Origin of the sequence: Bacillus rugosus, from assembly GCF_023238245.1 — a bacterium.
GTDB lineage: Bacteria > Bacillota > Bacilli > Bacillales > Bacillaceae > Bacillus > Bacillus rugosus.
This window is the reverse complement of record NZ_CP096590.1, coordinates 2,094,834-2,109,296: the sequence shown is the minus strand read 5'-3', so window position 1 is coordinate 2,109,296 and position 14,463 is coordinate 2,094,834. Positions and strand designations below refer to the sequence as shown.

Here is a 14,463-nt window from a genome sequence, read left to right as displayed (position 1 = left end):
TATCATATGCTGATAAAAGAAAAGCGGTTCCAATGTTTTTCACGTGTGAAAAATGGGTAGATGGTAAATGCCCCTATCATCTAACTATTTACAGAAGGAGTTGCTGGCTGTTGCTTTGGATCATTGTATCTTTTCTGGTTATCAATATCGGGATATTTCTATTTTCATGGCGGAGAACAAAGGAGGTTAACTTGCAATCGTCCGATGGATATTTTCTCGGAGGAAGAACCCTTACTGCGCTATATATCGGGAGCTCTCTGCTGTTAACCAATTTATCAACCGAGCAGATGGTCGGGTTAAATGGGCAAAGCTATGCAGGGTCTATGACAGCGATGTCATGGGAAGCGAGTGCACCGCTCGCGTTGATTTTCCTGGCCCTTGTCTTTTTGCCCCGTTATTTGAAAACGGGAATTACCACGATACCTGATTTTCTAGAACAGCGGTTTGATCAAAGTACAAGACAGATCGTTTCTGTTCTGCTCATCATCGGCTACGCTGTTTCATTCCTGCCGACAGTATTGTATTCAGGGGCTCTCGTGTTGAATCAAGTATTCCGCATTACAGAGACGTTTGGCATCAGCACATTTATGGCAGTTTTATTGATATCCTTGATCATTGGCGTAACGAGCTGCTGTTATATCTTTTTTGGCGGATTGAAAGCCGCTGCATCAGCAGATGCCATATACGGAATCGGATTAATTTTCGGCGGTTTTTTTATCGTGATATTAGGCATTCTTGCAGTCGGACAAGGCAACTTTGGGGTCGGAGTTGCTCAACTGACGGCTTTACATACTGAAAAACTCAATTCAATTGATATCAGCAATTCGGCAGATGTACCGTGGCCGACAATTTTAACAGGGCTATTAGTGAATAATCTCTTTTATTGGGCTGTTAACCAAGCGATCGTTCAGCGTGCATTAGGAGCGAAAAACTTGGCTGAAGGACAAAAGGGCGCTCTTTTAGCAGGCTTCTTTAAACTTATCGGCGTTTTTTATTTAGTCGTCCCTGGAGTGATTGCCTTTCATTTATATGGGGGCGGAATTGAAAATGCTGACAGTGTATATCCCCGGCTGATCGTCGATCTATTGCCGGCATCGCTTACCGGTGTATTCGCCGCTATTTTATTCGGAGCGATTTTGAGCTCGTTTAACGGCTCTCTGAACAGTACCATTACGTTGTTTACGCTGGACATATACAAACCGTTATGTAAGCCTCATGCAGATGAAGCTGATCTCGTCAAAACAGGAAGGATTTTCGTCGCAGTTCTCGGGATTGTATCGATTGTCATCGCACCCTTTATTTTATATGCGCCATCAGGGCTGTACAGCTATCTTCAAGAGATGTTCGGATTTTTTAATGTACCGATATTAGCAGCGATCGTCGTAGGTTTTTTCACAAAAAAAGTGCCGGCTTTAGCTGTGAAAATAGCGATACCAGCCCATATAGTTTTATACGGCTTATCAAAAATCTATTTAGGGCACATTCATTTTCTGTACATCCTAGCCGTACTCTTTCCATTTTCAGTGGCTGTTATGCTTCTGACAGGAAAGCTGTATCCGAGGAAAACAGAATATAAGCTCGAGCACAATCCGCAAGTGGATGTAACACCCTGGAAACACGTAAAGCTGGTGTCGTGTATCATTATCCTTCTAGTTGCGGCGACGTACCTTTTGTTTTCCCCATGGGGAATTGCGGACTAACAAAAAGGATCTTGGCACCTGCCAAGATCCTTTTTTATTTAAACCAGCCTTTTTCCTTTGATCGGGTAATGGCTTCTATTCGGTTTTTCACTTCAAGTTTGTCTAGAATCATTGAGATGTAATTTCTCACCGTCCCGCTTTTGATACTGAGTTCCTGAGCGATTTCTTTTGTATTTTTACCGTCAGCCACAAGTTCAAGCACTTCTTTTTCTCTGTCTGTAAGCGGGTTAGCCTCGCTGTATATGTCCTCCATCAGTTCAGGTGCATAGATGCGTTTTCCGTTCATGACGCTTCGAATGGCACTCGCGAGCTCTTCGCTCGGGCTATCTTTTAACAAATAGCCCTTAACGCCTGCTTTAATGGCTCTCTGAAAGTAGCCGGGTCTGGTAAAAGTGGTTAAGATAATAATTTTGCAGCCTGTATCCTTTAACTCCTCAGCAGCCTCAAGCCCCGTTTTTCCGGGCATTTCAATGTCCATAATGCATACGTCAGGCTGATGTTTTTTAACAAAATCAACAGCATCTTGACCGTTTGTACCTTTGCCTACGACTTCCATATCGTCTTCTAAGTTTAGAAGTGATCCTAAAGCGCCCAAGAGCATTTGCTGATCTTCCGCAATAAATATACTAATCATGTTAGCCATCCTTTTTTGTTTATTTTGAGTTATTAGGAATTGACATGGTAAGCTTGGTGCCGTTTTTTGTATCGATGTGAAGGCTCCCGTTTGCAAACTCAAGCCGTTCTCTCATGCCAAGCAGGCCATGTCCTTTTGAAAAGTATTTCTCTTCACCTTGAAATGTTCCATCGTCAGTCACTGTAATGACAACTTCCTCCCAGAGCTGCTGAATGTCGACTCGGCAGGTCTTAGCCTGACTGTGTTTGACGACATTAGTGACAGCTTCCTTTAAGCACATACTCAATATGTTTTCATTAAGCAATGAGATATTTTCAGGTAATTTCTCTTCTTCATAGATAAACGTAATGCCGGCTGCTTCAAGAATTTGTTTGATGTTTATGATTTCATCCTTGAGCCGGATGCCTTTCATGGAGGATACGATTTTTCTGACTTCATTTAAAGACGTTCTCGCAGTTTGCTGAACGCTTTTCAGTTCACGTGTTGCTTGTTCAGGATCTTTGTAAATCAATTTTCTCGCCAAGTCGCTTTTTAAACCGATTAGAGAAAGCTTTTGCCCAAGTGTATCGTGGAGGTCACGGGCAATTCGCTGCCGCTCTTCTAATTTTACCAGCTCAGCAATCCGTTCATTTGCATCCTCGAGTTTTTCTTCCAGCCGTTCGCGCTCCTTGCGGCTTCTTATGCTAAAGGGCAATAAAATCGCGCTAATGAGTGTAATGACGACAAAAGGAATTTGAGTCAGAAAAAATTCCTTTTTTAATACGAGACTGAAATTAGCTGCAACGGCTGCGCTTATTAAATGGACGTAATATAAAATATGAAAGGGGACGCGTTCCTTTATGTTTCCAATAAAATATGCGATAAAAAAAGCAAAATAAATATAACTGAACATAGTAATAGAGGCGGTTGAAATGCCGATTAACAAAAACGCCCACAAATAAATGGCCCAGCCTTTTGAGACAAATGCAAATCTATATACCGAAAAAAATAAAAGCGTCAATATGATGCCGACAATGATAACAACTGTAGATGATGATTTCCATATAAAGTAGAAGGGGAGGATGAAAAATATCGTCCATATATAGGGCGTAATCCCGCTAAGTTTTTGAAATGTAAAATGTTTTTTAATCATGATATTACCTCATTTTCAGCTTTTCATCTTACATGTAACTTTATCATTGCGAAAGCCAGAATGCACCCTCAAACAATAAAAAGGAAGCCTTCTAAAAGAAGACCTCCTTCATCATCAGGCGTTCTTCCGCAGTTTCTGTTTTTCTGTTGAATCAGGCGGAAGGCTGGAAGGTATATGTTTGATATCCCGAAATGATACAAATTGTTTTGTATCTTCATCCCAAAGGCGGAATGCAAGTGACTGCAGACTTGTTTTTAAGGTAATTGTCGGTACGTTTTTTAATGGTTCATGATGTTCATGAGCAACTTCAAGCTTATAGTTAGGCACCTTTGGGCTCAAATGGTGAACGTGGTGGTACCCGATATTGCCTGTCAGCCATTGAAGCAGTTTCGGGAGTTTATAAAATGAACTGCCTTCCACTGCTGCCTGGACGTAGCTCCAGTTTTCATCTTCTTCAAAATAAGAATCTTCAAATGTATGCTGCACATAAAACAGCCATACACCGATTGAACCTGAGATCAGAAAAATAGGGCCTTGCACCAGTAAAAACGATTGCCAGCCAAAGATTAGACAGCAAGCAGCAGCCAACGCCACAATCGCCAGATTCGTAAGGTGTGTGTTCACACGCTCCTTACGTCTTGCACCTTTTTTGTTAAAACGGTTGGTGATCAGAAAAACATAAATCGGTCCGAGAATAAACATGATAAACGGATTTCTATAAAGTCTATATGCAAGTTTTGTTCGTCTGGATGCAGCTTTATATTCGTTTACAGTTAACATCCAGATGTCTCCTGTGCCGCGTTTATCCAGATTGCTGCTTGTCGCATGATGAATTGAATGGCTGTGCTGCCATTGAAGATACGGGAATAAAGTCAGAACACCTGTTACAAAACCGAGAATATGGTTATAGCGCTTTTGTTTGAAAAATGATTGATGGCAGCAGTCATGGAAGATGATAAAAATTCTTGTCAAAAATCCTGCGGCAATCACTGTTAATGCTAACGTAAGGAGATAGGAGACATTGAGGCTGAGATAAGCCAGAAACCATAGTCCAAAGAAGGGAATAAACGTGTTCAAAAGCTGAATCAGGCTGTTTTTTGTTTCGGGCTGAGCAAAAGTAGCAACTTGCTTTGTCAGCTGTTTTTGTTTATGCGCAATGGTTTGTTCAGTCATAGTAAGTATCCTCTCATTGTGTGTCTCCGTTCAGTATACGCGAATGAGAGAAGTCCTTTGTAGTAGCACACATCATGCATCAGATATGACATTTGTCATACCTCCTCGTGCTTGCACAAATGTTTGCGTTAAAAAAGCTTGTAAAAAGAAATTTACAAGCTGATTAATGTTTATCAATCCATATTCGTGAGGTGCCTGAAACAGCTTCAATCCTGCATGTTCCCCCTATAGGAAACGTGGCAATTGGTGAGGTGTGTCCGGCATTTACATTTGCGATGATTGGGAGACCGGATAATTCTTTTTTTGTGCCAATGATGGCTTTAACAAGATCCATTGATACGTTTGATGCTTTTTGAAATCTGCCGATCAAAATCGCCTTTACATGAGAAAAAGCGGGGAGGTGGATGAGTGATTGCAGATCGCGGTCAAACATGTGGATGTCTGACATATCATCATCTTCAATCAATAAAATGGTATGTTCTGTTTCAGGAAAATACTCTGTTCCCTGCAACAAATTAAGTGTGCATAGATTGCCGCCAATTAAAGTGCCTTCCGCATAACCTTCTTGGATTACAACAGGGCCGTTATTAGGATAAAAACGCCTGTTTTCTTGATCCATAAACAAGCGGTCATCGCTCCACTCACTTGAAGGAAGAATTTCAAACGAGTCGTCCGAAGCGCAGCAAGAAAGAAAATACTCTTGTGTATAATCAAGCCCTTTTTTCATTGCAAATGTTGAAAAGTGGGGGCCTGAATAAGTAACAAGGCCCGTTTTTTGATAAATGGCGTTGCAAAGAGCTGTTATATCGGAATATCCGCACAGAATTTTAGGATGCTGTTTGATTTTCTCGTAATCAAGATAACGCAGCAGCTGATTTGAATTGAAACCGCCGAGTGTCGTTAAAATTGCTTTGACTCCGGGGCAAAAAAAGCAGTGTGCAGGTCATGGACTCTTGACTCGATAGAGGATGAATCAAATTCGTTACATTCATTGGCATGTTCAGCGATGGTTACCCGATAACCTAAGCGTTCTAACGCAGTTTTTGCTTGCATTTTTGCTTCATTCGATAATATAGACATGCTGGTCGCGGGAGACACGATCCGAATTTCGTCTCCCTTTTTCAGTTTTGAGGCGTACATAGAGCCCTCCATTAATGGTTTTACACCATTACAGCACATCTTGGCTCATTCTTCCAGAATTTTTTACAAATCAACCCACTTAATGCAGCCTGATTGTGTATCATGATCGACGGATACTTTGAATTGATGTTTTTCATAAAAATGAATCAGCCGGTCTACGTGATTCCAGTCCCGTTTGGCAATGTCACCGGTGACTTTCGGTATGTTGTGGTCTCTGGCGATATCTTTTAAATATTTCATGCAAATGGAACCAAAGCCGTGATTCGGAGGGCCTTTTATGTCGCCGATATGAATGGCATCGTCCTTGTAAGATGCTACAAGTGAAAAGCAGCCTTTTCCTCTATAAGCCGTTTTACAATCGGTAAGCATAATTTTGCATGTTTGGCCATCATCAATCGAGGAAACGATCATCCACTCTTCATGTTTCGATTGATCAATACCAAGCACTTTGGCATCTTTAGATAGGTCCTTCATATTCTCTTGCATGCGGTAAATTTGAAATTCTAAATCAAGTAGTTCTTCCTCAAGTTCTTGACGATTTTTTTCTTTAACAGTAAACAAGATCAATCTCCTTTCAAAAAACAGCTTAGAAACACAGTTACCAATTGTATTAGATGAGAGGGGCATTGTAAATAACAAATCCATTATTACTAGAAATTGCGAAAAGGAAGGTTTGATCGTTTTTAAGAGAGGAAAAAGGAAACTAACCTGTGAAAAAGGAGGAATCGGAATGGCGATTGATTCATTGATTAACAAATTACAGTATGTCCAATTGGAACCGCCGGATAAAATTCTCTCCCTATATCTTAATACAGACATGAGAGATCCAGAGCAGCAGGGGGGAGAATGGAAAATTGCGCTAAAATCAGGCTTCGGCCGATTAAAGGAGTATTTGGCAGCAAGTGATCCAGGGGAAGAGAAGTGTCTTGATGGAATCAGAACGAAAATTGATCAATACCTTAATGAAATGGGAAAAGACATGCCCCGCAGTCTCGTATTTTTTGTTTCCGACAGCGGTATATGGGAACCAATTAAGCTTCAAATCCCTGTAGAAACAAGATTTTACTGGGAAGAAACAGCCGTTCTGGATCAGTTGAAGGATTTGCGCCAAACGTACCCAAGTACGGCGTTTATTTTAACTCAGCAGCATGAAGTGAAAATTATTGAAACCGTTTTAGGAAAGATTGAGGCGGTTGAGCATTATGAGTACAATATCATCAATGAGTCTTGGGAGAATTTCCATTCCTCTGCAAAAAAAACGGTGCCATTGGAAGAGAACCGAATGAGGGAACATGTGACGGAGAACCAAACGAGACTGTATAAGCGGCTGGCTGCCAATCTAGATCAAAAAGCGGCCGCGAAAAGATGGGAACGAATGGTCATCGCCGGTGATAAAGAAACGGCGGATATCTTGGATCAGCATATGAATAAACCCATTCATTCGAAAATCCAAAAGAACCTGCTGAATGAAAATGAACATAAGGCTGTTGAGCATTTGATCAAAGAGGCGTAAATCTAACAGGGCCGGGGCTAAAAGCCGCCGGCCTTTGAAGTGTGTCTAATTTCTGACGAAGCAATCGAAAACGTTGACATCTTCTTTGAATTTGCATACGATTTGGATAGCCAGTACAAATTAGGAGAGGTCACCAAATGAATCAAACAGAAAATAAACCGAAAAATTATACGGGGATTGTCCTTACGCTGACAGTTCTGATTAACGGTTTAATCGCAGTGCTGTTTTTTATGCCTAAATTAGATCAGTTCAGCCATGCGAATATTCACATTTTGCCCATGCTGAATGCGATATTCAACAGCTTTACGTTTATCTTCTTATTGGCCGCGCTGATTATGATTAAACAGAAAAATATCAAAGCTCATAAACGCTTTATTTTAGCAGCATTCACAACAACATTACTATTCTTGATTTGCTATGTTGTTTACCACTCGATTGCTGAGAATACGCTGTATGGCGGAGAAGGTATTATGCGCACGATTTACTTCTTTATTTTAATTACGCATATCTGCCTTTCTGCAATCATTGTGCCGCTTGCGCTGTTTACGCTGATCAGAGGCTTCAGCATGCAGGTGGAACGCCATAAAAAAATAGCCAGATGGACAATGCCGCTGTGGCTGTATGTAAGCCTTACAGGCGTTATTGTATATCTGATGATATCACCTTATTATTAAAAGCCATACTCTGTATGGCTTTTTTAAAGTTTTTAAACATGGCAAAAGCCCAAATCTGTTTTGGGCTTTTGTCAGTAAATTGATAGACTCCTATTTATGAGCCTTTGATTCCATGGTTTCAAGTGTTGCAACCTGCAAAGATTCTTCAACAGTTTTTGTTTTTTCTTTTACTTTTTCTGCATACGTGTAATCACCGTAGCAATACGGATAGCGGAAATTGTTCACATTTCCCCCGCAAGTATACAGATCGGGATTTTTTTTGACTTGCTGCTCGGAGTATTGTTTTGCCAATTCCTCAGTATGCGTTCCTCCATGTTCAGCTACAAAATCAATGTAACCTGCCCCCATGTTGTAGCTTTGAATAATGGTATCCAAATCCACACCTTTTTCCTTACCGGTCTTGTACATGAGGGTAAATTGCTTGATGCCTTGTTTAACACTGAGTTGAGGGTCTGTTATCTCATTGCGTTTTAACCCCAGAGATTCAGAGGACTGCATGGGATCATTGCCTTTTCCTTTTGACTCCTGATACATCATGCCAAGAATGAGCGATGTATAATTTGAGAGTCCTTGGTTTTCAAGCTCGTCTTCCACCAGCGGTTTATAATCTGTTAAACGTTCCAAAACAATCGTTTTCGTATCGATCGGAAGTTTTTTGATTAAATCCCGGTTAAAAAAAAGCAAGACCAATAAAAAAGAGGCGATGACAAAGACAAAAATCATCATAAAACCCGCAGCAGCGAAACAGCCTTTTCTCTTTTTCTTCACTGTGTTTCACCCTCAATGTTTGGAGCAGTATGACCATTTTATTATGACATAGAACGATATATCAGACCAAGTAAAAACCTGATTTGAAACATAAATTTAAACTATGAGATTGAATTGGAACACAAGCAGGCTGGTTTGCACCCAAGCGCATTTGTTATAAGATAAAACTATGAATAAAGAAAGGTGATACAGATGACTGAATTTAGAGAAACGGACCGGACGGCTGCTGATCTGGATGAGGAAACCTTGTTTCTAGTCGCGCAAACATTCAAAGCGCTTTCTGATCCTACCAGAATCAGAATTCTCCATTTATTATCTCAGGGTGAACATGCAGTAAACGGAATTGCAGAAAAGCTGAATTTATTGCAATCCACAGTTTCCCACCAGCTCAGATTCTTAAAAAATCTCCGGCTTGTCAAATCGCGCAGAGAAGGAACATCCATTTATTATTCACCGGAGGATGAACACGTTTTAGATGTTCTTCAGCAAATGATCCACCATACACAACATGATTAAAAAAGACATCCTTGCTTAATCGCTGTTAGCGGGCAAGGATGTCTTTTTCTTTATTGTGTCCGTTCTGATCGAGTTCGTTTCTGCTGAGCTTGATGACAAAAGAAGAAAAACCGATATAATAAACAGCTATCAGAAAAAAGACGCCAATTGTCAGAGGATCCGTTCCAATTGACTGACTGTAAGATCCAATGCTGTTTAGATCAGGCGAAGTAAGATAAAGCTCTGTCACTCGATACAGAAATCTTGATAGAAACAAGGTTAAGAGAATCATTTCTACCCAAATATGAGTCCGAAAATAAATTTTTCCTCTGCGTTTTTCAAAGGAGATGTTTTTCTTTGCGAAAACGACAAGGAGCCATCCGCCAAGAATGCCGAAAATGAGATATCCATATAGAAAAGGGTGAATGACGCTGAATATTGAAAGACCAAAAGCAAACAGCGAGAAAAGAATCATACGGGTGAACAGCCAGCGAGGCTTCAGCGGCTGATATCCGATGGACCTTTTAATTTTTTTATACAGAAAAAAGATGATAATCATGGCAGGATAAACGCTTTGAAGTGTTAGATGCATGATGTGAAATCCCCTCCGTTGAGAAGTGTATGCTTATCCGGTTCGAAATAGTAGCTGAAATCAATACTGAACACAAAAAAGAAGGGGAAACCCCTGTTTTCATAACATATGCAAGGGGTATTTGGGCCGAATAATAGATATGCCCAAGCTTTATAAAAATGTTATGATTGTAAAATAAAAGAAGAAAAGGTGCACAGAATGAAACTGGAACGTTTGTTAGCGATGGTTGTGTTATTAATCAGCAAAAAACAAGTGCAGGCCGCCGAACTTGCTGAGCTGTTTGAAGTGTCCGTCAGAACAATCTACCGTGATATTGAGACGATCAATAGAGCTGGTATTCCGATTGTAACCTCACAGGGCTCCGGGGGCGGGATTGGCATTATGGAGACATATCGGCTTGAGAGAGAATGGCTGAAAGAGGAAGAGCTGTTTGCGATCGCTTCCGCTTTGCAGAGTGTCTCATCTATGTATGAACCTGTTTCTCACAGCACAGCTTATCAAAAAATCAAGCACCTCATACCGGAGCAGTCTGCTGAAGCATTTAAGCACCAAACTGAAAAATGGTTTATTGACATGACGGCTTGGGGCCAGACTGAGGATCAAAAGGAGCTTCGTGAGAAAATCAGCGCCGCCATCGATCGATTGTCAACGATATTATTTACATATACAAACGCAAGCGGGGAAACACTTCAACGGGAAACGGAACCTTACACATTGGTTTGCAAGGCGGGGCACTGGTATTTATATGCCTATTGTCTGGTTAGAAACGATTTTCGCTTTTTTAAACTTAACCGAATGAAAGATCTGACCATTTTACATCATTCCTATATCAGAAAAGACATTCAGCTGGATTCCTTGCCGTGGGATAGGTGCTGGTACCAAAAGGACCGTTTAACTGAACTGATTATTCTTGTTCAGCCGCCTGCACGTCAGCGCATACGTGAATGGTTCGGAAATGAAGTGCTTCATTGTGATGAAAGTGAAAACTGCCGGGCAGTGATTTCTCTTCCCGAAGATCAATGGCTGATCGGTTTTTTGCTGCAGTTCGGAAAGGATATTGAGGTTTTGCAACCTCTTCATATAAGGGATAAAGTAAAAGAAACCATTCATCAAATGCAAAAAGTATATGAAACCTGACACACTGCTGTCAGGTTTCTTTTTTTATAATCTAGGTAAAAAGGAGGGATCGTATGAGTTTTTCACATATGACACACTTAGAACAGAAATGGTTTACCGGACTGTCACAGCGGACCAGCAACGCATTGGAAATGACGGAAGTAAGACGGATCCCGGCACTGTGGGACCAATTCTGGAAGCAGGATAGGAGTGTTCTTTTTTCACAGGCAAAAGATCAGAGCATTATCGCCTTGTATTCCAATTACGAACAGGAGACGAAAGGGTTTTACACGTTTTCAGTCGGAACGTTTCAAGAGGACAGCACCCTTCTGGAATCATATGAAAGCATTGATTTGCCAGCTTCCGCTTATGCTGTATTCACTTCCAGAATCGGCCCTATTGAAGAGATTGTGCTTGAAACATGGAAGGAAATTTGGACTTGGGATAAGCGTCATCTGCGTACTTATACAGGTGACTTTGAGATATATGATCAAAGTGCAGCAGTACCACAACGGGCGCAAGTGAATATATATGTCGCCATAAAAAGTTAATAAACGCTTGAAAAACTAATGGTGTTAGTTAATAATAAAACTAACGCCATTAGTTTTTGTTAGGAGGAATAAAAAATGAGAGTTACCCAGTATCAAACGGTTTGGCAGCTGACTTTTTTTCCGGTCTTGTTTCCGGTCAATTGCTATTTAGTAGAGGAAGAAAACGAAGTCACCCTTATTGATGCCGCACTGCCAAGCAGCTATAAAGGAATTATTCAAGCTGTAAATCAGCTGGGAAAACCGGTTCAGCATATTTTACTGACCCATGCACATGGGGATCATGTCGGATCACTTGATGCATTGACACAAGCGTTTCCTCATGCAAAGGTGATGATCTCAGAACGGGATTCTTTCCTTCTGCAAGGTGATACATCCTTGCGTCATGATGAGCCGCAGACACCTATAAAAGGAGGTATTCCGAAACACGTTCAAACAAAGCCGCACCATCTGCTGACGGGCGGTGAAACAATTGGTTCTCTGCTTGCAATTTCTACACCAGGCCATACACCGGGCAGCATGTCATTTCTTGATACAAGGAACGGCACTATAATAGCAGGAGATGCATTTCAATTACGCGGAGGAATCGCTGTATCAGGCCAGGTAAAATGGACGTTTCCTTTTCCTGCCTTCGCCACATGGAATAAGGAGGAGGCCATCAAAAGCGCACAATTGCTCGCCGACAAGGCGCCTTCCTGTCTCGCAGTCGGACATGGGAATTTTCTGAGATCACCCTCAGAGCGGATGAAACAGGCGATACAAAAAGCAAAGAAAGGATGATAGCATGTCACCCAGAATAGGATTGAACCAAAACATGATTGTAGACGCGGCAGCGGAGATTGCCGATCAGGAAGGTTTGAATAGTGTCACGCTTGCCGCACTGTCTAAAAAAATGAATGTTCGCCCTCCATCGCTGTATAATCATGTCAACGGGCTGCAAGCAATCAAAACAGAGCTTGCTGTCAGCGGACTGACAAGGCTTTATGATCAAATGGCCGACTCCGTAACCGAACAAAAGGGAGATATCGCTATGCTCTCTTTAGCTCATGCATATGTAGATTTTGCAGTTCAAAATCCCGGATATTATGAGGCGGCTTTGCTTAAGGTTCAGGACAAAAGGGCGGAAATCGTCTCAGAACAAATTGTTCAGCTTGTCACGCAGCTGCTCATTGAAAACGGCTATGCAAGCGAAGAGACTGCCATTCATGCGACAAGGGGGCTCAGAAGTTTGCTGCATGGCTTTACTGCTTTAATCGCAAAAGAAGCATTTGAACGTGAAGAGGATATTTCAGAAAGCCTGTCATTTTCAATTCAGACATTTTTGTCAGGATTATTAATAAACAATAAAAATATTATGTAAACTAATAAATAGATGTCTTATATTTCTGAATATTGTATAATGTCATGGTAGTATACATAGGGGAGAGACAGGCTATGGGTGACATTCACAAAATAGAGCGGTTAGCGGCAGTTTCATGGCCGTCTTATATTCAGAAAAGGATGGGACAATGGCTTCTCAGAGCGAACTTTGGCGTAACCAAAAGGGCGAACAGTGTGTGGACCTCTGCGGTTACACCTGAAGGAGATTACCAGCAAGCGGCCGAGCATTTTTATAAAAACTTAGGCTTGCCTGTTTGTTTTCATATCAGCAATGCATCTCCGAATGGGCTTGATGACGCATTGGCAGACAGCGGATATGAAAAGGCAGACGAGTGCTTTCAAATGACAGCATTGTGCCGGGACATTATGAGCCATACTGATGACAACAGCCGATTTACATACAAGCGGGAACAGGAGCCGTCGTCTGTTTGGATTGATGATTTTATACGATTGGAAGGATTTTCGCCGGAGCGGCACCGAGGCTACACAAACATTTTTGAACGCATGCCGCCGTGTAAAGCCTTTTTCACGATGTATGACCAAGAGAGTCTGACAGCAGTTGGAACGGCTTCTGTCATTGATGGCTACGGGGGACTCAGCAACATCGTTGTAGCCAAGCAGCATAGAGGAAAAGGAGCAGGAACTCAAATAATTAGGGCGTTGACTGAATGGGCAATCAATAACGGAGCGAAGTACATGTATTTGCAAGTGCTGAAAGAAAATCTGGCGGCAATTTCTTTATATAAAAAAAACGGATTTTCGACTATATCGGAACATCATTATCGGATCAAAAAATGACCAAAGGAAGGGGTTTGCTGATGGACTCGCTTCAAGAGATTATTTGCGAAAAACGGACATATACACGACTTTATCATTCACATAAGCACGAATACAGTCAATTTCTTTTTCCGCTTGAAGGGAGTATTGATCTTGAGACAGAAGGGCGCCAGGTAAAATTAAGACCGGATCATTTTTTATATATCCCGCCGGAGTGTGAGCATCGTTTCCGTTCAATCGGCCGAAATGAATGTCTTGTACTGGACGTTCCGCTTTATGCGATGAAAATTGACGAATATCATGCAGGATCGGGAATTGAAGCTGCGCTTGATCCTTTCTGGTCTTCAATCAGGTACTTGCTGACAGAGGAAGCAAAGGCCGGCACAGCAAACTCGCTTCATATGCTTGTTCAATACATAAAAGAAAAGCTGCAATCCCATACCTACGCCTCAATTGCATACATTCACAGCCATTTATCTGAGCAGCTGACGATTAAGAAGCTGGCAGAAATAGAGCATTACCACCCAGCTTACTATTCAAGCTGGTTCAAAAAGCAGACGGGTAAGTCCCCGCAGAACTATATCGCTGATCTTCGCCTTGAGGAAGCGAAACGAATGGTGATGGAGAAAAATGAAACCCTTACTGTCGTGAGCGAGGCTCTGGGCTTTCAAAATCTATCTTCATTTACTAGATGGTTCACGAAAAGTACAGGCATGCCGCCCCGGCTATATCGAAACACCTTATATTCGGATAAAAAATGATGGTTCTTTGGTTAAACGAACCTTGGATATCTCTTTTATAATAAAAGAAAAAGGAGTTAT

Annotated in this window: 16 protein-coding genes and 1 pseudogene; 10 read left to right on the top strand and 7 right to left on the bottom strand. The window is 41.5% G+C overall.

The window, feature by feature from the left end; genetic code table 11:
- Window positions 1–110 precede the first annotated feature (110 nt).
- Window positions 111–1,700 (top strand): solute:sodium symporter family transporter, encoded by a 1,590-nt coding sequence (locus M0696_RS10340; RefSeq protein WP_248601943.1) that lies wholly within the window; start codon window positions 111–113, stop codon window positions 1,698–1,700.
- Window positions 1,701–1,734: 34 nt separating this feature from the next.
- Here the strand turns inward: M0696_RS10340 and desR are convergent, their stop codons facing one another.
- The 5 genes and pseudogenes from desR to M0696_RS10315 all read right to left on the bottom strand — a co-directional run bounded on the left by desR (window position 1,735) and on the right by M0696_RS10315 (window position 6,340).
- Window positions 1,735–2,334, bottom strand: a complete 600-nt coding sequence (desR, locus tag M0696_RS10335; protein ID WP_166852148.1) for a two-component system response regulator DesR — start codon at window positions 2,332–2,334, stop codon at window positions 1,735–1,737.
- Window positions 2,335–2,353: 19 nt separating this feature from the next.
- Entirely contained in the window at window positions 2,354–3,466 is a 1,113-nt protein-coding gene (gene desK, locus M0696_RS10330) for a two-component sensor histidine kinase DesK (RefSeq protein ID WP_166852151.1), read from the bottom strand.
- Window positions 3,467–3,580: 114 nt separating this feature from the next.
- Complete coding sequence (gene desA / locus M0696_RS10325) at window positions 3,581–4,639, bottom strand: Delta(5) desaturase DesA (protein ID WP_166852154.1); 1,059 nt, start codon at window positions 4,637–4,639, stop codon at window positions 3,581–3,583.
- Between the two features lie 163 nt (window positions 4,640–4,802).
- Window positions 4,803–5,779: pseudogene (locus M0696_RS10320) on the bottom strand (S66 family peptidase).
- A gap of 63 nt (window positions 5,780–5,842) precedes the next feature.
- Window positions 5,843–6,340: a GNAT family N-acetyltransferase gene (locus M0696_RS10315; RefSeq protein WP_166852160.1), complete on the bottom strand. Its 498-nt coding sequence runs from the start codon at window positions 6,338–6,340 to the stop codon at window positions 5,843–5,845.
- Window positions 6,341–6,509: 169 nt separating this feature from the next.
- Here M0696_RS10315 and M0696_RS10310 point away from each other — a divergent pair, with 169 nt between their 5' ends.
- Together M0696_RS10310 and M0696_RS10305 are read left to right on the top strand one after the other, a co-directional pair.
- On the top strand, window positions 6,510–7,292 hold the full coding sequence (locus M0696_RS10310) for a VLRF1 family aeRF1-type release factor (RefSeq protein WP_222142987.1): 783 nt from the start codon (window positions 6,510–6,512) through the stop codon (window positions 7,290–7,292).
- A 137-nt stretch (window positions 7,293–7,429) separates the two neighbouring features.
- The gene (locus M0696_RS10305; RefSeq protein ID WP_166852166.1) at window positions 7,430–7,966 is read left to right on the top strand and encodes a DUF420 domain-containing protein; all 537 of its coding nucleotides are present in this window, start codon (window positions 7,430–7,432) and stop codon (window positions 7,964–7,966) included.
- 90 nt (window positions 7,967–8,056) lie between these two features.
- On the opposite strand, the gene M0696_RS10300 is transcribed toward M0696_RS10305, so the two are convergent.
- Complete coding sequence (locus tag M0696_RS10300; protein WP_166852169.1) at window positions 8,057–8,734, bottom strand: lysozyme family protein; 678 nt, start codon at window positions 8,732–8,734, stop codon at window positions 8,057–8,059.
- Between the two features lie 192 nt (window positions 8,735–8,926).
- Here M0696_RS10300 and czrA point away from each other — a divergent pair, with 192 nt between their 5' ends.
- The gene (gene czrA, locus M0696_RS10295; protein WP_014114065.1) at window positions 8,927–9,250 is read left to right on the top strand and encodes a Zn(II)-responsive metalloregulatory transcriptional repressor CzrA; all 324 of its coding nucleotides are present in this window, start codon (window positions 8,927–8,929) and stop codon (window positions 9,248–9,250) included.
- A gap of 25 nt (window positions 9,251–9,275) precedes the next feature.
- Here czrA and csk22 read toward each other — a convergent pair whose 3' ends face one another.
- Window positions 9,276–9,821 carry a mother cell-specific sporulation protein Csk22 gene (csk22, locus tag M0696_RS10290; protein WP_166852172.1) on the bottom strand — a complete coding sequence of 182 codons (546 nt, stop codon included), beginning with the start codon at window positions 9,819–9,821 and terminating at the stop codon, window positions 9,276–9,278.
- Between the two features lie 198 nt (window positions 9,822–10,019).
- On the opposite strand from csk22, the gene M0696_RS10285 reads away from it, so the two are divergent.
- From M0696_RS10285 to M0696_RS10260, 6 genes are all read left to right on the top strand, one after another.
- Window positions 10,020–10,958, top strand: a complete 939-nt coding sequence (locus M0696_RS10285; RefSeq protein WP_222142986.1) for a helix-turn-helix transcriptional regulator — start codon at window positions 10,020–10,022, stop codon at window positions 10,956–10,958.
- 53 nt (window positions 10,959–11,011) lie between these two features.
- Window positions 11,012–11,488, top strand: a complete 477-nt coding sequence (locus M0696_RS10280) for a GyrI-like domain-containing protein (protein WP_222142985.1) — start codon at window positions 11,012–11,014, stop codon at window positions 11,486–11,488.
- A 75-nt stretch (window positions 11,489–11,563) separates the two neighbouring features.
- Window positions 11,564–12,265: an MBL fold metallo-hydrolase gene (locus M0696_RS10275; protein ID WP_166852181.1), complete on the top strand. Its 702-nt coding sequence runs from the start codon at window positions 11,564–11,566 to the stop codon at window positions 12,263–12,265.
- A gap of 4 nt (window positions 12,266–12,269) precedes the next feature.
- Window positions 12,270–12,845 (top strand): TetR/AcrR family transcriptional regulator, encoded by a 576-nt coding sequence (locus M0696_RS10270; RefSeq protein WP_166852184.1) that lies wholly within the window; start codon window positions 12,270–12,272, stop codon window positions 12,843–12,845.
- Between the two features lie 74 nt (window positions 12,846–12,919).
- Entirely contained in the window at window positions 12,920–13,663 is a 744-nt protein-coding gene (locus M0696_RS10265; RefSeq protein WP_222142984.1) for a GNAT family N-acetyltransferase, read from the top strand.
- Window positions 13,664–13,677: 14 nt separating this feature from the next.
- The gene (locus tag M0696_RS10260) at window positions 13,678–14,403 is read left to right on the top strand and encodes an AraC family transcriptional regulator (RefSeq protein WP_222143407.1); all 726 of its coding nucleotides are present in this window, start codon (window positions 13,678–13,680) and stop codon (window positions 14,401–14,403) included.
- Window positions 14,404–14,463 lie beyond the last annotated feature (60 nt).